The organism is Corticimicrobacter populi (assembly GCF_003123725.1).
Classification (GTDB): Bacteria; Pseudomonadota; Gammaproteobacteria; order Burkholderiales; family Burkholderiaceae_B; genus Corticimicrobacter; species Corticimicrobacter populi.
Genome location: NZ_QETA01000001.1, coordinates 607,702 through 630,761, shown reverse-complemented (window position 1 = coordinate 630,761; position 23,060 = coordinate 607,702). Strand labels below are relative to the sequence as shown.

Annotated in this window: 22 protein-coding genes and 1 pseudogene; 9 read left to right on the top strand and 14 right to left on the bottom strand. The window is 61.6% G+C overall.

Features of this window, described 5'->3' with window-relative positions:
• Nucleotides 1-41 precede the first annotated feature (41 nt).
• Both DD235_RS03060 and DD235_RS03055 read right to left on the bottom strand, forming a co-directional pair.
• Complete coding sequence (locus DD235_RS03060) at nt 42-680, bottom strand: isochorismatase family protein (RefSeq protein WP_109060554.1); 639 nt, start codon at nt 678-680, stop codon at nt 42-44.
• Entirely contained in the window at nt 677-1,855 is a 1,179-nt protein-coding gene (locus DD235_RS03055) for an isochorismate synthase (RefSeq protein ID WP_109060553.1), read from the bottom strand. Before DD235_RS03055 ends, DD235_RS03060 begins: the two co-directional genes overlap by 4 nt.
• A gap of 170 nt (nt 1,856-2,025) precedes the next feature.
• Between DD235_RS03055 and DD235_RS03050 the strand changes: the two genes are divergently transcribed.
• The 3 genes from DD235_RS03050 (at nt 2,026) to DD235_RS03040 (ending at nt 4,299) form a co-directional block, all read left to right on the top strand.
• Complete coding sequence (locus DD235_RS03050) at nt 2,026-3,396, top strand: amino acid permease (RefSeq protein WP_109060552.1); 1,371 nt, start codon at nt 2,026-2,028, stop codon at nt 3,394-3,396.
• Between the two features lie 14 nt (nt 3,397-3,410).
• Nucleotides 3,411-3,914 (top strand): DUF411 domain-containing protein, encoded by a 504-nt coding sequence (locus DD235_RS03045; protein WP_109060551.1) that lies wholly within the window; start codon nt 3,411-3,413, stop codon nt 3,912-3,914.
• Nucleotides 3,915-4,008: 94 nt separating this feature from the next.
• Nucleotides 4,009-4,299, top strand: a complete 291-nt coding sequence (locus tag DD235_RS03040; protein WP_109060550.1) for a hypothetical protein — start codon at nt 4,009-4,011, stop codon at nt 4,297-4,299.
• A gap of 119 nt (nt 4,300-4,418) precedes the next feature.
• Here DD235_RS03040 and DD235_RS03035 read toward each other — a convergent pair whose 3' ends face one another.
• A complete protein-coding gene (locus DD235_RS03035; protein ID WP_109060549.1) occupies nt 4,419-7,085 on the bottom strand; it encodes a molybdopterin-dependent oxidoreductase in 2,667 nt (888 codons plus the stop codon).
• Nucleotides 7,086-7,326: 241 nt separating this feature from the next.
• Here DD235_RS03035 and DD235_RS03030 point away from each other — a divergent pair, with 241 nt between their 5' ends.
• Together DD235_RS03030 and DD235_RS03025 are read left to right on the top strand one after the other, a co-directional pair.
• Nucleotides 7,327-7,677, top strand: coding sequence for a type II toxin-antitoxin system RelE/ParE family toxin (locus tag DD235_RS03030; RefSeq protein WP_109060548.1), 351 nt, complete (start codon nt 7,327-7,329; stop codon nt 7,675-7,677).
• Complete coding sequence (locus tag DD235_RS03025) at nt 7,658-7,960, top strand: helix-turn-helix domain-containing transcriptional regulator (RefSeq protein WP_109060547.1); 303 nt, start codon at nt 7,658-7,660, stop codon at nt 7,958-7,960. The genes DD235_RS03030 and DD235_RS03025 overlap by 20 nt, the downstream gene beginning before the upstream one ends.
• A 9-nt stretch (nt 7,961-7,969) precedes the next feature.
• Here DD235_RS03025 and DD235_RS03020 read toward each other — a convergent pair whose 3' ends face one another.
• Nucleotides 7,970-9,130 (bottom strand): hypothetical protein, encoded by a 1,161-nt coding sequence (locus tag DD235_RS03020; RefSeq protein ID WP_204524178.1) that lies wholly within the window; start codon nt 9,128-9,130, stop codon nt 7,970-7,972.
• 14 nt (nt 9,131-9,144) lie between these two features.
• The gene (torT, locus tag DD235_RS03015; RefSeq protein ID WP_109060546.1) at nt 9,145-10,323 is read right to left on the bottom strand and encodes a TMAO reductase system periplasmic protein TorT; all 1,179 of its coding nucleotides are present in this window, start codon (nt 10,321-10,323) and stop codon (nt 9,145-9,147) included.
• 51 nt (nt 10,324-10,374) lie between these two features.
• Here torT and DD235_RS03010 point away from each other — a divergent pair, with 51 nt between their 5' ends.
• Nucleotides 10,375-13,392, top strand: a complete 3,018-nt coding sequence (locus tag DD235_RS03010) for an ATP-binding protein (RefSeq protein WP_109060545.1) — start codon at nt 10,375-10,377, stop codon at nt 13,390-13,392.
• Here the strand turns inward: DD235_RS03010 and DD235_RS17250 are convergent.
• Together DD235_RS17250 and DD235_RS17240 are read right to left on the bottom strand one after the other, a co-directional pair.
• Nucleotides 13,359-13,643, bottom strand: a complete 285-nt coding sequence (locus tag DD235_RS17250; protein WP_420810441.1) for a winged helix-turn-helix domain-containing protein — start codon at nt 13,641-13,643, stop codon at nt 13,359-13,361. The two genes, DD235_RS03010 and DD235_RS17250, sit on opposite strands and share 34 nt — an antisense overlap.
• 144 nt (nt 13,644-13,787) lie before the next feature.
• Nucleotides 13,788-14,075 (bottom strand): annotated as a pseudogene (locus DD235_RS17240) (response regulator); the annotation flags it as partial.
• A 225-nt stretch (nt 14,076-14,300) separates the two neighbouring features.
• Between DD235_RS17240 and DD235_RS03000 the strand changes: the two are divergent.
• Complete coding sequence (locus DD235_RS03000; protein WP_109060543.1) at nt 14,301-15,527, top strand: MFS transporter; 1,227 nt, start codon at nt 14,301-14,303, stop codon at nt 15,525-15,527.
• Here the strand turns inward: DD235_RS03000 and DD235_RS02995 are convergent.
• The gene (locus tag DD235_RS02995) at nt 15,510-16,475 is read right to left on the bottom strand and encodes an arsenic resistance protein (RefSeq protein ID WP_109060542.1); all 966 of its coding nucleotides are present in this window, start codon (nt 16,473-16,475) and stop codon (nt 15,510-15,512) included. The two genes, DD235_RS03000 and DD235_RS02995, sit on opposite strands and share 18 nt — an antisense overlap.
• Before the next feature lie 101 nt (nt 16,476-16,576).
• Here DD235_RS02995 and DD235_RS02990 point away from each other — a divergent pair, with 101 nt between their 5' ends.
• Complete coding sequence (locus DD235_RS02990; protein WP_109060541.1) at nt 16,577-16,915, top strand: TfoX/Sxy family protein; 339 nt, start codon at nt 16,577-16,579, stop codon at nt 16,913-16,915.
• A gap of 144 nt (nt 16,916-17,059) precedes the next feature.
• On the opposite strand, the gene icd is transcribed toward DD235_RS02990, so the two are convergent.
• Complete coding sequence (icd, locus tag DD235_RS02985; RefSeq protein ID WP_109060540.1) at nt 17,060-18,316, bottom strand: NADP-dependent isocitrate dehydrogenase; 1,257 nt, start codon at nt 18,314-18,316, stop codon at nt 17,060-17,062.
• A gap of 306 nt (nt 18,317-18,622) precedes the next feature.
• On the opposite strand from icd, the gene DD235_RS02980 reads away from it, so the two are divergent.
• Nucleotides 18,623-19,252: a YitT family protein gene (locus DD235_RS02980; RefSeq protein WP_239990008.1), complete on the top strand. Its 630-nt coding sequence runs from the start codon at nt 18,623-18,625 to the stop codon at nt 19,250-19,252.
• A gap of 128 nt (nt 19,253-19,380) precedes the next feature.
• Here DD235_RS02980 and DD235_RS02975 read toward each other — a convergent pair whose 3' ends face one another.
• The 5 genes from DD235_RS02975 to DD235_RS02955 form a co-directional block, all read right to left on the bottom strand.
• Nucleotides 19,381-19,782 carry a DUF4168 domain-containing protein gene (locus DD235_RS02975; RefSeq protein ID WP_109060538.1) on the bottom strand — a complete coding sequence of 134 codons (402 nt, stop codon included), beginning with the start codon at nt 19,780-19,782 and terminating at the stop codon, nt 19,381-19,383.
• A gap of 141 nt (nt 19,783-19,923) precedes the next feature.
• Nucleotides 19,924-20,772, bottom strand: coding sequence for a M23 family metallopeptidase (locus DD235_RS02970; protein WP_109060537.1), 849 nt, complete (start codon nt 20,770-20,772; stop codon nt 19,924-19,926).
• Between the two features lie 99 nt (nt 20,773-20,871).
• Complete coding sequence (gene rpsI / locus DD235_RS02965; RefSeq protein WP_109060536.1) at nt 20,872-21,264, bottom strand: 30S ribosomal protein S9; 393 nt, start codon at nt 21,262-21,264, stop codon at nt 20,872-20,874.
• Between the two features lie 12 nt (nt 21,265-21,276).
• A complete protein-coding gene (gene rplM / locus DD235_RS02960; RefSeq protein WP_109060535.1) occupies nt 21,277-21,705 on the bottom strand; it encodes a 50S ribosomal protein L13 in 429 nt (142 codons plus the stop codon).
• A gap of 193 nt (nt 21,706-21,898) precedes the next feature.
• Nucleotides 21,899-23,002: a TRAP transporter substrate-binding protein gene (locus DD235_RS02955; protein ID WP_109060534.1), complete on the bottom strand. Its 1,104-nt coding sequence runs from the start codon at nt 23,000-23,002 to the stop codon at nt 21,899-21,901.
• Nucleotides 23,003-23,060: the final 58 nt, after the last annotated feature.

The window sequence follows — 23,060 nt, the reverse complement described above, 5'->3', positions numbered from 1 at the left end:
GAGAATGATTTTAATCTACAATCCCATCGGGATGGCACATCTCACCGCCTCAATGCCTGTTCCGCCTCCTGCACTGTCAGGCTCACGCCACAACGGCGCGACACATAGCGTGCCGCCATCAGATGCTCTTCCAGCGAAAAATCCGCCACCGCATCGAACAGGAAAAACGGCTGCACATCCTGCATGAAGGCTTCCAGCGCCGTCGCCATGCAGCCGATATGCGCATAGATCCCGCAAATCAATAGTTGATCCCGCCCCCGTGCGCGCAATTGTTCGCGCAGATCGGAGCGCTGAAAAGCGCTGTAGCGCCACTTGGTCAGTATGGTGTCACCGGCACGCGGTGCCAGTTCCGCAATCACCGGCTGTTCGGCATGGTGCTGCGACTGGGTCAGCCCAGGCCCCCAGAAATCATTGAGCAAGGCCCGATCCTGCGGCGGCTGCTCGACCGGCTGGGCGGTATAGAACACCGGCAAGCCAGCGGCATCGCAGGCGGCACGTATCTGCCGGATATTCGCCACCAGAGCCGGCACCGGTGCCAGAGCCGGATCAAACTTGTTGAGAAAATACGCCTGCATATCGTGGATCAGCAGCGCAGCACGGGCCGGCTCGGGCCGCCAATTGACGCGATTCTCTACTGGGCCGGCAGGCATTTCGTAGGAAGGAAGACGAGGAATGGTCATGACAGCGTCACCCCCAGGCCGTTGAGCATAGTCTGAAACTTGACGCCGGTTTCGGCCCGCTCCATGGCGGGGACGGAGCCCGGCACCACCCCGGCACCGGCATAGAGCCGCACCTGACCGGGATGACACACGCCGCAGCGCAGGGTCACGGCCCATTCGCCATCGCCCGACGCCGCGCACCAGCCCACGAAACCGGCATAAAAATCACGGCTGAACGGCTCCAGATCCTCAATCGCCGCAAATGCCTGCGCCGTCGGCCAGCCGCACACGGCCGGCGTGGGATGCAGCGCCAGCGCCAGATCGAGCGAGGTCATGTCAAGATCGTATAGTTCTCCCTCCAGCACGCTGGACAGATGCCAGAGCGTATCGGTCGCCAGCAGCTCGGGGCCATCCGGCACCGTCAGCGTGCGGCAATAAGGCTGGAGAATGCGGACGATATCCTCGATCACGATGGCATGCTCGCGCCGGTCCTTGTCGCTGCGCAGCAGTGCTTCGGCCACGCTGCGATCCTGCGCCGGCTCGTGCTGACGCGCCGCTGACCCAGCCAGCGGATTGAGCGTGATGCGCCGCCCCTGGCGGCGTACCAGCAACTCCGGACTGGCTCCCAGCAACACACCACCGCCTGAGGCCGCATCAAGCGGTACGGAAAAAACATGCCCCTGCGGATGCTGGGCCAACAGTTTCTCCAGCAGCCATGCCTGATCCAGCGGCGCATCCAGATCGAACGACAACATGCGTGCCAACACCAGTTTGCGCAAATTTTCCTGTTCCAGACGCACCAGTGCCTGCTGCACCAGTGCCTCGAACATGGCCGGTTCCGGCATCAGCCGAACAGTGCCGGCCCGCATCGTCGCAACTTCACCGCCATGGCCAGCGGCAAAGGGCAAACGCGTCGGCTCGTCCAGCACGCCGCGCTGGCAGTGCGCCGGTATCCACAGTTGCGCAGGCTGCCGCACATCGAACGGCACCGCCCCGACCACCACCGCATCCGGATCACCCGTGGCCGCCAGCGCCTGCCGCACCCGTTCACCCAGAGAGCCCCCCTGCGTCGGCACCGCCTTGCCGCCCTGGGCCAGCAGCCAGCGGCCCGCTGCCGCAAAGAACAGATCGCGGGACAAATCAGCGTCCGCTACGGACGCCGCTTCCGGGTAGAAAGCGTGGCATGCAACCGTCATGATGCATCATCCTCTCAATAACAATCGAGAATGATTTTAAGTTTCTGTTTTATAGCTTCTTGACGCCCGCTTCACGGGCCAGGCATCTGCCGCCACAACGCTTACAATGGGCTGTTACAAACAGGGTGCCGACACGGTGGCACCACACTGCCCTCCGGAAACCGCCGCCCATGTCTTCATCCCCCACCGAGCTGTCTCGTACCCTGCAGAACCGTCACATCCAGATGATCGCCCTCGGCGGTGCCATCGGCACTGGACTCTTCTACGGCTCGGCCGCCTCGATCGGGCTGGTCGGCCCCGGCATCATCCTGTCCTACGTCATCGGTGGCGTGATCATGTATCTGATCATGCGCATGCTGGGCGAGATGGTCACCCACGAACCCGTGGCCGGCGCACTCAGCTATTTTGCCTATCGCTACTGGGGGCAGTTTCCGGGCTTTCTGGCGGGCTGGAACTACTGGCTGCTCTATGTACTGGTCAGCATGGCCGAACTCTCGGTCATCGGCATCTACGTGGCCTACTGGCTACCGGATTTCCCGGCCTGGCTGGCCGCCCTGATCGTGCTGGTCACCATCACCGGCGTCAACCTCGTGAACGTGCGCTTTTTCGGTGAATTCGAGTTCTGGTTCGCGCTGGTCAAGGTACTGGCCGTGATCGGCATGATCGCACTGGGCATCGTACTGCTCGGCTTCGACCTGGCCCCCGCCACCTCCGGCATCGACAATCTGTGGGCGCATGGCGGCTTCCTGCCCATGGGCGTGCATGGCCTGCTGCTGTCGCTGGTGGTGGTGATGTTCTCTTTTGGCGGCACCGAGCTCATCGGCATCACTGCCGCCGAGGCCGAAGACCCCAAGCGCAGCATTCCCCGCGCCGTGCGACAAGTCATGTGGCGCATCCTGATTTTCTACGTGGGTGCCCTGACCGTGCTCATGATGCTGTACCCCTGGAACCAGGTCGGCATGGAAGGCAGCCCGTTCGTGATGATCTTTTCGCGCCTGGGCATGCCGGCCGCGCCCGACATCCTCAACCTCGTCGTACTGACCGCCGCCATATCGGTCTACAACAGCGGCGTCTACAGCAATGGCCGCATGCTCTACGGCCTGGCCGAACAGGGCAACGCCCCACGTATCTTCCTGAAACTGAGCCGCAACCACATCCCCTACGTCGGCGTGCTCTTTTCCTCGGCCTGCACGCTGGTGGTGGTGGTCGTGAACTACCTGATCCCGGAAGGTGCCTTCATGCAGGTGATGGCCGTCGCCACCGCCGCCGCCACCCTCACCTGGGCGCTGATCGTACTGGTACACCTGCGCTTTCGCCGTGCGCACCAACACAACGGCACGGAACTCTCGTTCAAGGCACCACTCTATCCTTATGCAAACATCCTGTGCCTGGGCTTTCTGCTGATGATCCTGGTACTGATGACGCAGTTGCCTTCCATGCGCAACGCCGTCTGGGTGCTGCCGGTCTGGCTGGTCGTCCTCTACCTGGGCTACCGGATCCGCAACCGGCTGGCCCTGCGCGCAGGCAGCACCCAATCCTGACTGGAGAATCAAACATGTACCCGACCTCTACCACCCCAGCTCCGCACGCCCGCCGCCGCACGCTGCTGACCGCCCTGGCGCTCGCGCCCCTGGCTACGCTGGTGCCGCTGGCCGTACGCGCCGAAGCCGGCCCGGCCAACGTGATCGACCTGTGGAAGACCCGCACCTGCGGCTGCTGTGGCGACTGGGTCAAGCATGTCGAGCAGAACGGTTTTACCGTGCGCGTGCATGAGGTAGACGACACCGCCCCGATCCGCCGCCGCATGGGCATCGCCCAGGAACTCGGCTCCTGCCATACGGGGCTGGTGGGTGGCTATGCGCTGGAGGGGCATGTGCCTGCCTCGTCGATCCAACGGCTGCTGGCGGAGAAGCCGGATGCGGTTGGGCTGGTGGTGCCGGGTATGCCGGTCGGCTCGCCGGGGATGGATGGGCCGGTCTATCAGGGACAGGTGCAGCCTTATGATGTGCTGCTGGTGCGTAAATGGGGGCAGCCTGTGGTGTTTGATAGTTTTAGTTGAGGGGTTGTGGGAGGGCTGTTTCGGGGGGCTCTCGTGGCAACTGACACTGAGCAACGTTAAAATGTCAGGCCTCCAGCCTCCACATGCTTCCCTTATGAACCTTGAACGACTGCGTCGCGAATTTCCCGACTTCGACATAACAACCTTGCCTACCCTGCCCGAAGGGTTTTTCGATGCATCGAGCTACATCGATGCCGCGCCTTCATTCGAGAACGAGGAGCGCGGCTTGAAAGTGTATGTCGACTACGCCAACTATGCCGACCGCGAATCCGGCAGAAGCCAGCGCTTCTGCGTTTCACGCTACGACGAGGAAGCTGGAGACTTCGAGGACGTCGCCCTGTCGACTAACGATTGGGCCGAAGTCACGCGCTTCCTGACCACCTGAACGCCCTCGCCGGGGACATCGGTTGCTGCTCCGATCGTCGGATCACCGCTCCTGGCCGTAAACTGACACTCCCCACAAAAAAGGGCGGCCCCTCAAAGCCGCCCCTTCCCCCTTCTCGCTTACCTCACCAAAGCATCCTTGGCATTCCCCTTCAAGAACTCCATCACCAGCGCCTGTTCCTCATCAGACAGCCCCGCACGCGGGAACATGCTTTCCGTGATGCCGTGCCACTGGCGCTTGGTGTAGTCGCCCGGCTCACGCGGCACGTGGCATAGCGTGCAGCGCTGGTAGAAGAGTTTCTCGCCCGGCAGCATTTCCGCCACCGCCGCCGATACCGCCGCGCTGGCCCGTTCTGCCAGTGCCAGGTCTTCCAGCCTGACCGCAGGCGTGGGATCGACCCGCTCCAGGATGTGTGGTGGCTGGTAGGCCTGGTTGGGGCCTTCGGCGTCGTCGCAGCGGCGCATGTAGGCCAGGCAGGTATTGGCGCTGGTGGCCTGGCTCAGGTCGGAAGCCGGCACGCTGGTGGTCAGCACGTTGATAGCTCCGCTGTTGCAGCGGCCCTTGCTGTCTTTCGACAGCCAGGCCCCTTCAAAGATGCTGATCACGCCCTTCATGATGCGATCCGAGACCCGCGCGCCTACGATCAACGCGCCACGGTCGTTGTAGACCTCGACCAGGTCGCCGTCCTTGATGCCGCGCTCGGCCGCATCCTCGGTGCTGAGCAGCACGAACTCGCGGCCCTGTACGTTGAGGATCTTGTTGATGTCGGCATTAGCCATCTGTGAGTGCAGCCGCATGAACGGGTGCGGGCTGACCACATGCACCTGCCCCGGCCGGGCATTGCCCAGGTATTCGACCGGTTCCATCCAGGTCGGCACAGGCGGGCACTCCTTGGTGCCGAAGCGGGCGAAGGCGTCGCAGTACAGCTCGATCTTGCCCGACTCGGTGTGCAGCGGATTCTTGTCCGGGTCATTGTAGAAATCGCCATGACGCACCCAGCTGTTGGCCTCGTCCGGCACGCTCATGTCGGCCACACCGTTTTCCCAGAATTCCTCGAACGAAATCTCGGTGTCGGTGTTGGCATAGGCATCCTGCACCACGTCCATCACCGTCTTGCCTTCGGTAAAGCCGTACTCCACGCCAAACAGCTCGGCCAAGCGACGGAAGATCTCGAAATCGTCCAGGCTCTCGCCGTAGGGTTCGATCACCTGGCGCATGGCATAGACCTTGTCCATGCTGTAGGTGCCTCCTGACGAAATATCGTTGCGTTCCAGCGGCGTGTTGGCCGGCAGGATGATGTCGGCGTAGCGCGACGAGGCGCACCACCACGGGTCCTGATTGACCACGGTATGCACCTTGCGGGCCATGGCCGCGATCAGCTCGTTGGTGTTTTGCTGGTGGTGCATGAAGTTGTTGCCGGCGTTGTAGATCATGTACACGTCCGGAAACACCATTTCCGCACCATCCCGCGTATAGGGCTTGCCCGGATTGAGCAGCATCTCCGAGATGCGCGAGGCCGGACAACGCGCCTTGACCGGGTTGCGGCCCTGCGACAGGCCGATGGGGCCACGCTTGCCCGACATCGGCATGCCGCCACCGCCGTAGTGCCAACTGAAGCCCACGCCCTGCCCCGGCTGGCCGATCTTGCCCGTCAGGGCGGCAAAGGCAATGATGGCCCAGTGCGTCATCTCGCCGTGGTGGGCGCGCTGCAAGGCCCAGGCACCGGCAAACTGCGTGCGCTTGGAAGCGAACAGGTCAGCCAGCTCGCGAATCCGCTCTGCCGGCAGGCCGGTAATCGAAGCGGCCCATTCTGGCGTCTTGGCCGGCGAGCCATCGCCGGATTCCCCCAGCAGGTACGGCAGGAACTTGTCGAAACCAACGGTATAGCGGTCGAGATAGGCCTGGTCATGCTTGCCGTTGGTGTAGACGTGATAGCACATCGACAGGAACAGCGCCGTATCGGTGTTGGGCACGATCTTGACCCATTCCGAACCCATTGCCTCGTCGGAACTGGTGAACTGCGGGTTGATGGAAATGAACTTGACACCCGCCTCGCGGATGGCCTTCCAGCGCGAATACATCTGGTGGTCGGCCACCGTGAATTCGATGCGATTGTTCTTCCAGGGATCGCAGCCCACGAACACGAACACCTCGGTGTTCTTGCGTACCATTTCCCAGGCGGTCTGCGGCGAATAGACTTCCATGTCGCCGATGATGTGCGGCAGGCTGACCTGCGAGGCACCCGCAGAGTAATCCCCGGTCGTGACCGATTGGCCACCGATCAGGTTGAACAAGCGCCCCTGCAGCACCTGCGGGCGCAGCACGCCGGCATGCGACCAGCCGCCGTAGGACGAGCTGAACACGGCCTCGTTGCCATGTTCCTCGATGGTGCGCATCACGGCGTCAGCCGTCAGGCCCAGCGCTTCTTCCCAGCTCACGCGCACAAAGGGGTCCTTGCCGCGCAGGTCGGGGCGCGTATCGCCACGTGGGTTTTCCAGATAGGAGCGGCGCACCATCGGGTACTTGACCCGGGTCGGATGATAGGTCCGGCTGATGATGCCCTCGAGCAGCATCTCGGTCGGCATGGCGTCGTAGCCGGGCAACGGCTGCACACCGATCAGCACGCCATTGCGCACCACCGCCTTGAACGGGCCGTAGTGCGAGGCATGGGGAATCGTGATGGTGTCGGCGGCGAAGACTTCGGTCGGTGAAAACAGTTGCAGGCCGCTGCCGGCGACCGCCGTGGCGATACCGGTCTTGAGAAATCCCCTGCGTGACATGGACATGGCGCACTCCTTGCTCAAAGCGAGGGTCTTCTGACCCGTTGCCTTCATTGTGCGCAGTCACCGTTAACTACAGCCCGAAAAATGTAAACCGATCCTGCGGAATGGTTAATGGGGTTAACAAACCCATGGACTTAAACAGCACACAAGGCCATGGCCCCTCTTATCTCCTGACACCATCTCGATAAGTCTTTAATGCAATACACAATCAAATCCATTGATCAAAATTCGTTTATAAACGAAAATGAAGCCGCACACGATCGAACACTATCTGACCGAGCCGGAGCAAGAGGCACCTTATCTACAGTGGCTTGAACATTTGCGTGATCGCCGAGCAAAGGTAGCCATTATCCGACGCATAAACCGGATAGAACAAGGCAACTTCGGTGACCACAAATTCTGCCGTGATGGCGTCTGGGAGTTGCGTATTGATGTCGGGCCAGGATACAGGGTGTATTACGGCCAATCCGGGCCATGCATCGTATTGCTGCTCTGCGGAGGGGGTAAACGCATGCAGCATGCCGACATTATCAAAGCCGTAAGTTATTGGCAGGACTGGAAAAGGAGAAACGAGGATGAAAAGCAGAGGACATGATGAGGCGATGGCTGAGCTTTATCGCAACGATCCAGCTCTGGCGCTAGATCTGATCAACAGTATTCTGGAAGATGGCGATCAGGCCGAATTGCTGATATTGCTGCGTCAGCTTACATTGGCTTTTGGTGGCGTCAAGGCAATCGCCGAGCAGGCCCAACTGAATCCGACGCAGCTATATCGAACCTTGTCTCCACATGGCAATCCGGCCTTAAGTAGCCTGTCTTCCATTCTCAAGGCAATGGGCCTGCGATTGGCAGTGCAACCGATCCATAAACCGGCCTAGCACCCCCCGTTAAACAAACTTCTGCTTCTTCAATGCAGACCAATGTTCAGGCGAAACCCCCGCCTTGATGGCCTTGAGCGGATCGACATAGCCTGAATTATCCGCATAGCTCACCACAAAATCCGCCGTAACGGGCAAGCCTGCCTCTGCCACCATGCGGGCCACGGCCGGCATGAGTCGTTTCAACACCCTGGTCGCCGATGCGTGGCTTTGCTTCATGCCCATCAATTGCGCATGCAGCAGGCAGGCATTTTTCAATTCCGGCGCATCGAACCAATATTCGTACGCTCGCCCCTGCTGCTCGCGTATTTCATCGGGTGCCCACAGGTAGTACGAAATATCCTCGCCCTGTGCAGCGATCTGCTGGCGGTAGGCATCCTGTCCCCACACGAGAAATGGCGGCCAGGCCGAAGCCATATCCTCGACTGTGTAGCACAGCAACAGGCAATACAAGGGCTGGTCATGCGGCACTGCGGCCAGCGCCCTGGGCAGGGCATCCAGAAAATGCGCTTCCACCCTTTTCTCTACCGTTGCCAGCGTCTCTCCCCTGGGCAGACGTAGATATTCCAGACGCGCCTGCCCAGATGGCACACCGTCAGCATCGGTGTACTGCAGCACGATACGCTCCAGCTCGCGATGCGCGTCGTGAATGAAAAGATGCTGGCAATACCATGGCTCGCCCGCCTCCGGCTCGGTCTGGCAGAAAGACTTCACCAGCAGGCCATCCTGCCAGGTGAATGTCTCGCGCAACATATGCCGTCCCGGCACATGGGTCTGTGCTGAAATCAGGTGCTGATCCCGGTATTGATACAAATCGATGGTCTTGAGACTGCTGGAATCCTCACCGAGATACCACGACACCCCCGTCTTGCTGTTTTCCCCATACAGCCAGACCGTTTCTGCTCGATTGCGTTCGCACTCCAGGACGATGCGGCCCGCAGCATCCAGGCCATGATGCACATGGTTGTCTGGATCAGCCGATTCATCACGCAGCCAGCGCGCACGCGGCCCGCCATACAGCGCCTGGCTGAATGGAATATCGACCCCCATGGATTCCGTCGCCCAGCGCCAGCTCACCACACTGGCCCTGGCTTGTGCCCTCAGCGACACATCCGTCGCAAAGCGTTCAACAAAAGCGTGATCGAGTTTCTGTACATTCAAGTCTTGCATATTTCCTGTATCCCTCATTGCGGCCCTGACATCGGCTCGACCTGGAAAACCGGGTTGAATCCCGCAGGCGGCACTGTCCACTGGGCTGGAAAACGCTGTATCTGGTCACGCTCCAGCAGCGCCACATCCGGCCCCACATAAGGTTCGGCCGGGCGTCCTTCGAGCCGCGCCAGGATCTGTTGCACGGCCAGCCGGCCCTGCAGCACCGGAAAATCCGTGGCGGCCGCCAGGATGCTGCCCCGCGCCAGGCTGCGATAGACCCCGGGCGTCATGTACGCGGAGACGATGCCGACACGATCCTGCCAGCCGCGATGATGTAACTCACTGACGGCCACTTCGGCCATGACGGCGTTGCCGACCAGATAACGCAGGTCGGGATGGGTATCAAGCACGTCCTCGACCAGTTGCCGCTGCACGGAACGGCCGGTATCGCCCCACTGCACAGTGGCCAGAGTCACATCACTGCCGGCAATGGCATCCCGAAAACCCGCGTCCAGGAACAGGACCCAGCCGGCATCGCGCGGCCCCAAAAACCAGGCGACCGTCACCGGGCCGCTGCCGGCCGGGTGACGCCGCGCCAGCCACTGGCCGGTTTCACGTCCAAGCTCGTACCACGGCACGCCGACCCGGCTCTGCACAGCCTGCCCACCGACATCGTTGACCAGCGCCACCACAGGATGCGCGGCCGCATAAGATGTCAACAGATCGCCCAACCCATCGTAGGACACAGTGCCAAGCAACATGCCATCAATCTGCGGATCTGCCGCGCAGGCCTCTACCTGGCGGCGCTGCATGGCCAGGTCGTTGTAGCCACCGGCACCAGCCACCGAAATCCCCACGCCGAGCCGGGCTGCTTCCTCCATCATGCCGTAATTGACAGCCAGCCAGTAGCCATCCTTGAGGTGTGGATAGATGGCACAGACCTGCCATGGCCGGCTGGCCGGCTGGCGTTGCGACAACACGGGTGACGTGTCGTGCTCCTGTCCCTGCCAGCGCCTGAGCGGCCACGCCTCTGCCTGCTCCGTATCCGCCGCCAGCGCTACAGTCGAGGGAGCCAACATGCCGCCGCAGCATGTCACCAGTGCTGCCAGCAGCCACTGCCGGCCTCGCCACAGCGAACGCAGGCTCGGCCATGCCAGGCACTGTCGCCGTGCACGCGGGTAGAATGTGCGCATCGTGTCTTTGTGTTTCATGGTCGCCAAGCATACCGCGTCGACCGCATCAACGGCCAGACGCTCTCATCCATGCCGCTACGTCCGATTTTCCTGCAACGCTATCGCAGCCTGCCCGGCAAGCTGGCCCTGGGCCTGGCCGCCAGCGCACTCTGCACGATACTGGTCGCGCTCATCGGCTGGAACAGTTTCCAGCGGGTCGTCCACAGTCAGCAAGCAATCGTCGAGCGTGTACTGCCGGATACCCTGGCCCTGCATGAGCTGGTGCGAAGCAGCACCCGCCTGGCCGTGATGGCACCACAACTTGCCCGTGCCGGTTCGGCCGAGGAAATCACCCGTCTCGATACAGCCATCACCACCGAACTGGCACAAATGCGCGGTAGCATCGAAACCCTGGACGAGGCTGGCATCGCCAGCACTCTGGCAGTCGATCTGCAACAGACCTATGCCGCGCTGGCACATGCCAGCCAGGAGATGCACCGGGTCGTCAGCCTGAGACTGGACCTGCGTGCCGATCGCCAGCGACAAAGCGCACGCCTGCAGGCCCGGCTACAGGAGCTGGGACTGCTGGCCGGTGCCCAGACCGACAATGCCGTCGCGATCATGGTCTCCATCCTGGCCGGCCTGCAGCAACATGCCGATGGCGGCCCCGCGCCAGCTGGCAATGTCGCCGACCTCTACGACCATATCATCGACATCGACCTGGACCGGATCGAGCGCATGCAAGAGATGCAACTCGCCATCCATCGCCTTGTCCCTCTACTGGAGCAGGTAGAAGGCCTCGACAGCGAGACAGCACTGGAGACATCCCGACTGGCCTTCACGACTAGTCTGGCCTTACTACGCAAGCGCCAGCGCGACATTGCCGATCCATCCGACCATACACAGGCAGGCCGCCTGTCCACCACTCTCCAGGACGCAACCGGCCCGACTGGCCTGTACACACTGATGGGCCGCGAACTGGGCTTGCGCCAGCAATCCGACGCCCTGCAACAGGAGATGCTTGCCCAGACCGGCAAGCTGGATCAGCTGGCCGGACGCCTGCTGCAACATGGCAGCGAAATGGCCATCGCCGCAGGCAACTCGGCGCGCCAGGCCGCTGCCACGGGTATGACCGCCTTCGCCATCACCGCCGCCTGCCTGTTGCTGCTGACTGTTGGTGGCCTTTACGCGGTGCGCCGGCAACGCACCTTCGCCCGCCTGCGCGAACTCGAAAGCGCCACGCTGGCCCTGGCACATGGCCAGCACTCGGCCCCCATCCATCACGAAGGCAACGATGCACTGGCACAACTGGCCCAGGCGCTGTCCACCCTGCGTGACAAGGTAATCGAGCGAGATCAACTGGCGACCGAGCTGCGCCACGAACGCGCCACGCTCGAACGTCAGGTCGGCGAGCGCACGGCCGAGCTGCGCGCCAGCAACCTCGCCCTGGCGCATGAAACGGCAGAGCACAGGCAGGCGCGTATCCAGGCCGAACAGGCCAGCCGTGCCAAGACGGCCTTTCTCGGCACCATCAGCCATGAACTGCGCACCCCCATGGGCGGCATACTCGGCACGCTGGAACTGCTGCAGGACACACCGCTTGCCACGACCCAGGCCCAATATGCAGGGCAGATACGCACCTCGGCCACCCTGCTGCTGGATACCCTGGAAGACATGCTGCTGTACGCCCAGCTCGACATCGGCCGCCCAGCCATGCATGCCGAAACCTTTGTGCTGCGGCGCTGCATCGACGATGTCTTTGCCGTGCAGGGCAGCCGCGCACGCAATCAGGGACTGGCCCTGACCCTGGATATCGCAGCCGATATCCGGCCCATGCTGCACGGCGACCGCCGCAAGCTGAGTCAGATACTGCTCAATCTGGTGGGCAATGCCATCAAGTTCACCCAGGAAGGCGCAGTCGAGATCAGCGTCTGTCGCCAACCCGACACCGACTGCTCACAGCGCGAGCATCTGCAATTCCAGGTCAGCGACAGCGGTATCGGCATTCCTGCCGAACAGATTGAAAGCGTATTCGAACCCTTCGTGCAGGCGCACGCCCATCTGCCCGAGCGCCAGGGCGGTACCGGCCTGGGTCTGTCGATCTGCCGCCGTCTGGTCCAAGCCATGGGCGGTCAGATCTCGATCCAGAGCCGGCCAGGCCATGGCACCTGTGTCACGTTCCTGCTGGATTTCGAGGCAGGCATGGAGATCCAGGCGGATGCAGCCGAATCTACCTTGCCCGCCGTTGATGCCGCGACGGTGTCCCTCCGTATCCTGGTCGTCGAAGACGATGCCGTCACGCGCATGGTGCTGCAACACATGTTGTCCAGACTGGGGCATCAGGTCACCGCTGCAGCCACGGGTGGCGAAGCGCTGGCGACATTTTCCACACATCCCGTGGACATGGCATTGATCGATATCCATCTGCCCGACACCCAGGGCAACACGTTGATGCATCGGCTGCGCACCCTGCCCGGCCAGAAAAACCTGCCCGTAGCGCTGATGTCCGCGCATGCCAGCCAGGACGGTGGTGCAGCGTGGCTGCAGACCGGTGCCGATGCCTATCTGGCCAAACCTTTTGAACGCCGGCAATTGATGGCATTGATCGAGGCACTGGCTAAAGTGCAGAATGCGCCTGGAACGGCCTCCCCCTCTTCCATACAGGACGCGGGCCAGGATGCAAGTAAACTGCCCCACCCGGACATCCTCACGCCCACCGGCGCTGAACAGGATGATCCCGGCGCTTTCCTTGCCGAAGAATGCAGCCTGCTCGGTCCTGCTGCCGTCCAGGCCATCGTCGCAGCCTACCAGCAGCAGGACCGTGAATTACACGCCAGCCTGGAGCAGGCTCTGGCCGCAACGGACCCTGCAGCCTGTGCACGACTGGCCCATCGCCTGCGCAGCGCAGCCGGCAACCTGGGACTGGCGCAGCTTGCCCACCATGCGCGTCAGGTAGAAAACATGCTTACCGAACAGAAACCGCCTGCCCCGCTACCGCAGGACTGGCCAACAGCAGTACATACCTTGTTGGTCGCCATGCAGCAGGCCCGACAGGCGCTGCATCAGGCCTGCCTTCAAGCCGGCCTGACCTCGGCAGACAGCCGGTAACCTTCGCCCCGCACCGTCGCGATCAACGAGGCTTCGCCCCCCGCCGTATCGAGCTTGGCACGCAGGCGGCGGATCAGCACGTCCACCGTACGATCGGCGGGATGCCAATCACTGCCGCTGATGACACGCGTCAGGCGTTCGCGATCCATGACCGCATCCGGATGCTGTGCCAGTGCGCTGAGCAGATCGAATTCACCGCGCGTCAGGGTCACTTCGCTGCCATCGTGTGCATAGAGTCGCCGCCGCACCATATCGAGCTGCCAACCGGCAAAGCAGATGCGAGGCACATCCCCAGCCGCGTCAAACGGACCACAGGCACGGCGCAACAGGCTCTTGGCACGTGCCAGCAGCACCCGGGGATTGAAAGGCTTGGTCACGTAATCGTCGGCACCGACTTCCAGCCCGACGATGGTATCGACCTCGTCGGTACGACCGGTCACCAGGATGATGCCGATGGCGGGATGCTGTGCCCGCAATTCGCGAGCCAGCGAGATACCGTCGCGACCGGGAAGATTGATATCGAGCAGCACCAGTGATACCGATTCGGCTTGCAAGATGCGCCACATGGCCTCGCCCTCGTCGGCCAGCAGCGTGCGATAGCCTTCCTGAGAAAAATAGGCCAGCAACCGCTGCTGTATCACCAGATCGTCGTCCACGATCAGGATGGTGCCAGCCCCCGTCATCTGGCTGGAGGATGGAAACGGGTAGTGAGTCATAGTCCTGCTTCCGCATGCTGTCCGACAGATTTGTATTCTAGGCCGAATTCCCCTTTCAATATTGTGGAAAATCAATATCTTTTCATTCAACCGCTACACTAGCAACGCATCAAGGTCCATCTGGCAATCGGTAGTCATGACCATATGGCATGCCCGCAGAGGCAGCCTCTCCCCCTTGCTCCGCATTCACCCATGTCCTCTCCGTCGTCCTCGCGCCCGACCAGTGCCAACACCGAACGCCCGTCCATACCTCGTACCGTCTGGGCGCTGGGCTGGGTCAGCCTGCTCATGGACATCTCCAGCGAAATGGTCCAGACCATGCTGCCCCTGTTCCTGGTGGGCAGCATGGGCGCACCGGCCATCCTGATCGGACTGCTGGAAGGCGTATCGGTGGTCATCGCCATGGTCGTCCGCCTGGGAGCCGGCATCCTGTCCGACCGCTGGCGCTCGCGCAAAGGGCTGGTCAGCTTCGGCTATGGCCTGGCCGCCCTGTCCAAACTGTTTTTTCCCCTGGCAGAAAGCATCTTCGGCATCGCCTGCGGCAAATTCCTGGATCGCATCGGCAAGGGTATCCGCAGCGCACCGCGTGATGCATTGCTGGCCGATGCCTCGCCTGCTGCCATCCGAGGAGCCTGCTTCGGCCTGCGCAAATCGATGGACAGCCTGGGGGGCGTCATTGGCCCGCTGATTGCCGTGCTGGTCCTGTTCGCCAGCCAGGACAACTTCCGCCTGCTGTTCTGGCTCGCCGTCATTCCGGCGACGCTGGCGGTATGCGTCCTGCTGCTGGGCGTACGCGAACCCGATCGCATCACGCCGGACAAACCGGGCAAGCCCCCCATCGACTGGTATGCCGCGCGCAGGCTCGGACAGGCCTTCTGGACACTGATCGCCCTGGCTGCCCTGCTGGGCGCGGCCCGCTTCAGCGAAGCCTTTCTGCTGCTGCGCGCCCACGAAAGCGGCATTGCCCTGACCTGGGCACCGCTGGTCATCCTGGGTATGCACCTGGTCTACAGCGCCGTGGCCTATCCTGTCGGCCGCCTGTCGGATCGTCTGGGGCGACACGCCATGCTGCCGCTGAGTCTGGTCTTTCTGGCTGCCGCCAATGTGCTGCTGGCGCTCTGGCCCGGCAACCTCGTGATGCTGGCGCTGGCTCTGGGCCTGTGGGGCCTGCACATGGGCTTTTCCCAGGGTGTGCTGGCGACGCTGGTGGCCGATGTGGCCCCCACCAACCTGCGCGGCACGGCTTTCGGGCTGTTCAACCTGAGCACCGGGCTGGCCGTACTGTTCGGCAACCTGCTGGCGGGCTTGCTGTGGGATAGCTGGGGTTCGGTGGCCACGTTCAGTGCAGGGGCCATTTTCGCCCTGCTGACGCTGGCCGGTTCATTTTTCCTGAAACTGCCGTCACACCGCCTTGCCTGACGCGCCCCAGCGCGGCAACACACGGATGTAAAGCAGCTCGGCCAGCAACTCGACCAGCGTCTGGAGCACGATGACCGCAGGCAACAGCGGCATCGCACCCGGCACTGACAGCGCCAGCGGCAATACCACCAATGAATTTCGCGTACCGGCGCTGAAGGCCACGGCCCGCCCGGCCATGGCTTTCAGGCCACACCATCGGGCCAGCCACCAGCCCACGACTGGCGCGACCAGGGCATACAGCAGATAAAGCGGTACGACCGACCAGGCCATGGCCGGCATGCTGCGCAGCGACGGCATCACGGCCGCCACTACCACCAGCAGTACCAGCGCCGTCGCCGGGACACACAGCAGCGCCAATCCGTCAGCCACGGCCAAGGCACCGCGATGACGCCGTGCCAATGCCTGAGTCAGACCAGCCAGTGCGGCGGGCACCAGAATCATCCAGATGAACGCATCCACGAACGGTCCGGGGTGCACCCATTGCGCGGCCTCCTCCCCCAGGAACAGGCGCAGGTACAGCGGCAGGGCCAGCATCTGCACCAGCAGCAGCACTGGTGTACTCGCCAGCAGCAGGCGGGCATCCGCCCGCCCCAGATGAGCAAAGGTCACCACATAATCGATGCAGGGGGTCAGCAGCACGAAGAGCATTCCCAGGCGCAACAACGGATCGGCCGGAGCCCAATGCAGCAGAGCAGCCACCAGAATCGGCACCAGAATGAAATTGACCGCCAGCAGTACAGCCAGAAAACGCCGCTGCCTGAATGCCGTGCCCAGTTCCGCCACCGGCACCTGCAGGAAGGTCAAGTACAGCATGCAGGCCAGGGCTGGCGTAATAGCGGCAGCCCAGTCCACGGCGAACGGCATCAGCCGCCCGAATCCCGCCCCTGCCAGCACGGCCAGGAAATAAAGCCCGATCTGATATTTTTCCAGTACCACCCTGAGTTGCATTGCGCCTGCCCTGCCTGCAAAACCGATATTTTCTCCTGGGCTGCAGGAGTACAGTACATATATGAGCACACGCGCAACATCCCATCAAGACGGGTCCTGACATGGCGACATCCCGCTCCACCATCGATTTCCTGCTCGACCAGCTCGGTTCCCTGGAGGACCTCTCCAGCCGGAGAATGTTCGGCGAGTACTGCATCTACCTGTCCGGCAAGCCCATCGGCTTCGTGTGCAACGACGAGTTCTACCTGAAAATCACCGCAGCCGGCAGGCAGCTTGCGCCGGACGCAGCAGAAGGCTTCCCCTACCCCGGTGCCCGGCCGCACCTGCTGATCCCGGCAGACAACTGGGAAGATCGTCACTGGCTGATACCGTTGCTGGAGGCGACCGAACGAGCCTTACCGCCTCCCAAGCCGCGCAAGAAGGATCACTTCAAGCAATAACACACGTCCCACGCTTGTCGTGGCGCGCCCGCACGACTCTCATGGGATGCTTTTAATGTAAGAGCCGGACGATAAAAAGCCCCTGCAGCATGACTGCAGGGGCTTGCTTCACGGCAGGTGGACGACCTGCGTCCACCGCATGAATTACATGTGAGAGATCATCACATCGCCGAAGCCCGAGCACGACACTTGGGTCGCGCCTTCGAGCAGGCGTGCAAAGTCATAGGTGACCTTCTTGGACAGGATCGACTTTTCCATGCTGGAAATGATCAGGTCGGCCGCTTCGGTCCAGCCCAGGTGACGCAGCATCATTTCGGCCGAGAGGATTTCGGAACCGGGGTTCACGTAATCCTTGCCAGCGTACTTGGGAGCCGTGCCGTGGGTGGCTTCGAACATCGCCACGGAATCCGACAGGTTGGCACCCGGAGCGATACCGATACCACCGACCTGTGCTGCCAGTGCGTCGGAGATGTAGTCACCGTTGAGGTTGAGTGTGGCAATCACGGAGTACTCGGCCGGACGCAGCAGGATCTGTTGCAGGAAGGCGTCGGCAATCGAATCCTTGATCACGATATCGCGACCGGTCTTGGGATTCTTGAACTTGAGCCACGGGCCGCCATCGATGGGCTCGGCACCGAACTCATTGGCAGCCAGGCCGTAGCCCCAGTCACGGAAGCCACCTTCGGTGAACTTCATGATGTTGCCCTTGTGGACCAGGGTCACGCTGGGCTTGTCATTGTCGATGGCGTACTGGATGGCCTTGCGCACCAGACGCTCGGTACCTTCGCGCGACACGGGCTTGACGCCGATGCCGGAGGTCTGCGGGAAGCGGATCTTGTTGACGCCGAGCTTCGTCTGCAGGAAATCGATCAGCAGCTTGGCCTTTTCGGATTCGGCTTCGAATTCGATACCGGCGTAGATGTCTTCGGAGTTTTCGCGGAAGATGACCATGTCGGTCTTCTCGGGCTCACGCACCGGCGAGGGCACACCTTTGAAGTAGCGCACCGGGCGCAGGCAGACATACAGGTCGAGCTGCTGGCGCAGGGCGACGTTGAGCGAACGGATGCCACCGCCCACGGGCGTGGTCAGGGGGCCCTTGATGGAGACGACGTAGTCGCGCAGAACTTCCATCGTCTCTTCGGGCAGCCAGACGTCAGGGCCGTACACCTTGGTGGACTTCTCGCCTGCGAAGACTTCCATCCACTGGATCTTGCGCTTGCCGGCGTAGGCCTTCTCGACTGCGGCATCGACAACCTTGATCATCACGGGGGTGATGTCGGCACCCGTGCCGTCGCCCTCGATGAAGGGAACGATAGGTTGGTCAGGCACGTTCAGCGAGAAGTCGGCATTGACCGTGATCTTCTGGCCCTGTGCGGGCACCTTGATATGCTGGTAGGACATGGATACTCCGGTAGCGTCGGTGGTTTGATTGAAAATCGGTTTTGGTATTGGAGTCAGCTTTCCATTCTACCCGATTTCTGGCGAATGTCTTGTATAAGACTGCATCGCAAAGCATGGCTGGGCTGTCGATATCATTACGGAAAAGTTGCGCTTTCGCACACCCGGAGTCGCCCTTCTGGCGCATCGACTGCGACGCGGGCATAATGCCATCGTCGCCACAAGCGATACAGCGCCCCGATGGAGCGCACCCGGCCCGCATCGCACCACCCTTGCGAACGGCTCATCATACTGCCGCATACCCCTGCCATGCCCGTCACCCCTGTCGCGCCCGTCTCCGCCCTGCATCACGGCCCCGGAGAAGATGTCCTGGCCCTGTTTACTGGCACACTTTTCGTCTCCATGACCATGGTGCTCTATGCACAGGCGGGCCTGCTCACCGGCAGCACAGCCGGCATCGCCTTTCTGCTGCATTATCTGAGCGGATGGCCATTCGGTCTGGTCTTTTTCGTCATCAACCTGCCGTTCTACTGGTTTTCATGGCAGCGCATGGGGCGCGAATTCACGCTCAAGACCTTTGCCGCCGTGGGCATGCTGTCGCTGCTAACCGACTTCGCGCCACAGGTCATGCACATCGATTACCTGCATCCGCTCTATGCGGCCCTGCTGGGTGGGTTTCTGCTGGGCACGGGCTGCCTGTTCCTGGCGCGCCACCGCGCCAGCCTGGGGGGTGCCACAATTGTCTCGCTCTATCTACAGCAGGCGCACGGCATCCGGGCAGGCAAGGTACACATGATCATCGACTGCGCCATCGTGGCCATGGCTTTTTTCGTCGTGCCGCCGGAACGGGTTGCCTATTCGATTCTGGGTGCCATCGCCATGAGCCTGTTTCTGTGGATCAACCATCGGCCGGGCCGCTACATGGGCGGTGTGCGCTGAGCGCACCTTCGGCACAATGCATGACACGGCACCCAGGTAGCCTCGGCACAAACTGACTACAGGCAAAACCGATCCTCATGCGCCAGGACCGCAAGGCCCCGACACGAGAATCGATTCACCCTGCCCGCTCAGCCTCCCTGGCTGCGCGCCAGCATGTCCACCACCCGCTGGCGCAAGGCAGGATTCTGCTGGACAGCCACACTGATGCCGTTGTATTCGTCCACGCTCAATCCGTCACGCTCGACTAGCGCGATCATCTTGCCATCAGCCTCGCGCAGCAAGGCCTGCCGCTCTGCCGGATCGGTCACGCCTGCCAGCCTGGGCTGATAATCTGCAGCAACCGCATCGATCTTGCGAGCGGCACCCACGTATTTCTCAAGCTGCTCATCGGACGGATCAATGGCTGCGGGTGCCTGTACCGGCGTTTCGGCCCGGGCGGGCTCCAGCCTGGACTCGGCCATGGCGTAGGGGGAAGAGAGCCCGAAGGATACGGCAGCAGCGAAAAGAAACGCTTTCAAGGATGATTGCATACGATTCTCCTTTACGTCGTTGGTGAGCTTCCATGATGCCGCCAAAGCATGTCCCGGTTCAAGTTTCGCTCTGTGTGGTCGTGTATCGGCATGCCACAGACAGGCCGCCACAGGCTATGCATGCCACCATCCAGGCTGGACTCACTGCGCCCGCTCCAGCACCAGTTGAGGATCGACCCGCACATCGAACCAGTTCATTCCCCAGTGCAGGTGTGGGCCAGTCGAACGCCCGGTCGAACCGACGGCACCAATGACGTCGCCTTGGCTAACGCGCTGACCGACCGAAACATCAATGCGCGAAAGATGCAGGAAGTTGGAACTGACCCCATGTCCATGGTCCAACAGGATGGTGCCACCAGTCAGGTACAGATCGGGATCGGCGAAGGTGATGATGCCGGCAGCAGGAGCCTTCACCGGCGTCCCGGTGGGTGCTGCGATATCCATGCCGGAATGCGGCGAGCCCGGCTTGCCGTTGTACACACGTGCACGGCCAAAGCGGCCACTGATGCGCCCCTGTACCGGCCAGATGAAGGTCTGGGCAAAATCGGCACGCTCATCGTCACGCTCGCGCGCCGCCACCACACGCGCCTGCTCCGCCTGGATACGACGGGCAATGGCAGGCGGCGGCTCGACTGTGGCGGGTGGTACACCATTGACATGCTGCAAGGGCCAGTCGCGCGGCTGGATGCTGATCACAGGCGACTGCCGTTCTCCATTGGGCAATACAACATCGACACGCGCCTCACCCTGCGCGTCACGGCCAATGCCCAATACCACCGAACCATATGGCGTCACTCGCAGCTCACGCCCCGCGTAGCGGACCCTGCTGCCTGCCGGCACCTTCCCGATTACCAGCGTCCCCTGCTGCACCGTACCGGGAAATACCACGCGCATATCAGCCTGAGCCTGAACCCAGGCCGGCCATGCCAGGCTGGCAACCGCAGCCCCCAGCAACAAACGGCGGCGAAACGGGAGAATGATCGCGGGCATGTCATGCATCCTTGCAAAAACGAAACTGACAGAGTGTACGAGCCGTCCGACAATAAAAAAAGCCGCCCGAAGGCGGCTTTTTTGCAGCAATGCCGAGAATTAGCGCTTGCTGAACTGCTTGCGGCGACGTGCCTTGTGGAAGCCGACCTTCTTGCGTTCGACTTCGCGGGCATCGCGGGTGACAAAGCCAGCCTTCGACAGTGCGGGCTTGAGCGTTTCGTCGTAATCGATCAGCGCACGGGTGATGCCGTGGCGCACAGCGCCGGCCTGGCCGCTTTCGCCGCCGCCCTTGACGTTGATCTTGATGTCGAACGACTCAGTGTGGCCGGTCAGTTCGAGCGGCTGACGAACGACCATGCGGCCGGTTTCGCGTGCGAAGAACTCGTCGACAGGCTTGCCGTTGACGACGATCTTGCCCGTGCCCTTCTTCAGGAAGACGCGGGCCACCGAGGTCTTGCGACGGCCGGTGCCATAATTCCAGTTACCGATCATGTCCTTGACCTCTTAGATATCCAGCGGTTGCGGCTGTTGCGCCGAGTGCGGATGCTCGGAGCCTGCGTAGACCTTGAGCTTCTTGATCATGGCGTAGCCGAGCGGACCCTTCGGCAGCATGCCCTTGACGGCTTTTTCCAGGGCGCGGCCCGGGAAACGCTGCTGCATTTCGAGGAAAGTGGTCTCGGTGACACCGCCCGGGTAGCCCGAGTGGCGATAGTAGCGCTTGCCTTCGGCCTTGTTGCCGGTGACAGCGATTTCAGCAGCGTTGATGATGACGATGTAATCGCCGGTATCAACGTGCGGCGTGAATTCAGGTTTGTGCTTGCCACGCAGACGGCGTGCGACTTCGCTGGCCACACGACCCAGGACTTTGCCCTTGGCGTCAATCACAAACCAGTCACGCTTGACTTCATGCGGCTTGGCCACAAATGTCTTCATGATGGTTCCTAACATTCAAAAATTAAGCCCATGCCCGATACAGGCATGAGCGCCTGGCCGAAATGCGCTGCATGAGGAATTCATGCCACAGACCATGTTCGGCCGCTTTTTCAGTTTGTGCCCTGCCAGAGTGTTATGAATTCACCCGTGCCAGCTCATCCAAAAAGAAAATAGCCATTGATCATAGCACAGATCAGGAACGATTGCGCGCCGACAAGCGTACGCCCAGGTACTGGTCGAAGCTGCCCTCGGCCACACGGAACCATGGCACTACTTCGTCGCGGAAAGCCATGTAGTTGTCGTACACCGTCTTGAACTGGGGATTCTTGTCGCAGAATTCCTTGTAGACGGTCTGTGCTGCATCGTAGGAAGCATCCATCACTTCACGCGGGAACGGACGCAGCTTGGTGCCGCTGGCGATCAGGCGACGCAGTGCCTGCGAATTAAGCGCATCGTAGCGCGAGGTCATGGCACCATGCGCGACGCGGCTGGCAGCCTCGACGATGGTCTGATAGGTTTTGGGCAGCGAAGCCCAGGCGGCATCATGCAAGTAGAGCGACACCTGCGGACCACCTTCCCACCAGCCCGGATAGTAGTAGTAGCCGGCCACCTTGTTGAAACCCAACTTTTCATCGTCATACGGCCCGACGAACTCGACGGCATCCAGTGTGCCGCGCTCCAGGGCGGGATAGACATCACCGCCTGCCAGTTGCTGCGGCACCACGCCCAGGCGCGACAGCACTTCACCGGCGAAACCGGCCGTACGCATCTTGAGGCCTTTCAGGTCATCGAGAGTCTTGATCTCGTTGCGATACCAGCCACCCATCTGCGTACCGGTATTGCCCATCGGAAAGTTGATGATGTTGTAGGCCTTGAACATGTCGCGGGTCAGGCGCATGCCATCGCCATCGAACATCCAGGCATTGGTCTGGCGGGTATTAAGGCCAAACGGTACGCAGGCATCGAAGCACAGGGCCGGATCCTTGCCATAGTAGTAATAGCTGACCGTATGGCCGCACTCGACCGTATTGTTCTGCACTGCATCAAGCACCTGCAATGCAGGCACGATCTCTCCGCCCGGAAAGTGGCGAATGGTGAACTTGCCACCCGTGGCTTCATTGACATACTTGCAGAAAATCTCGCCGGTGCCATACAGGGCATCCAGGCTGCGCGGAAAACTGGAGGCCATGCGCCAGTTGAGCGTGGGGGCATCCTGGGCAAAAACCGGAGCGGCCACGGCCGCACTGCCGGCCACCGCCCCCAGGCCCGCTTTTTTCAGAAACGAACGACGTTGCATGGAATCTCCTTCACAAGCTTATATGCAGGTGTATATGTAAGAAATCTATGAATATATT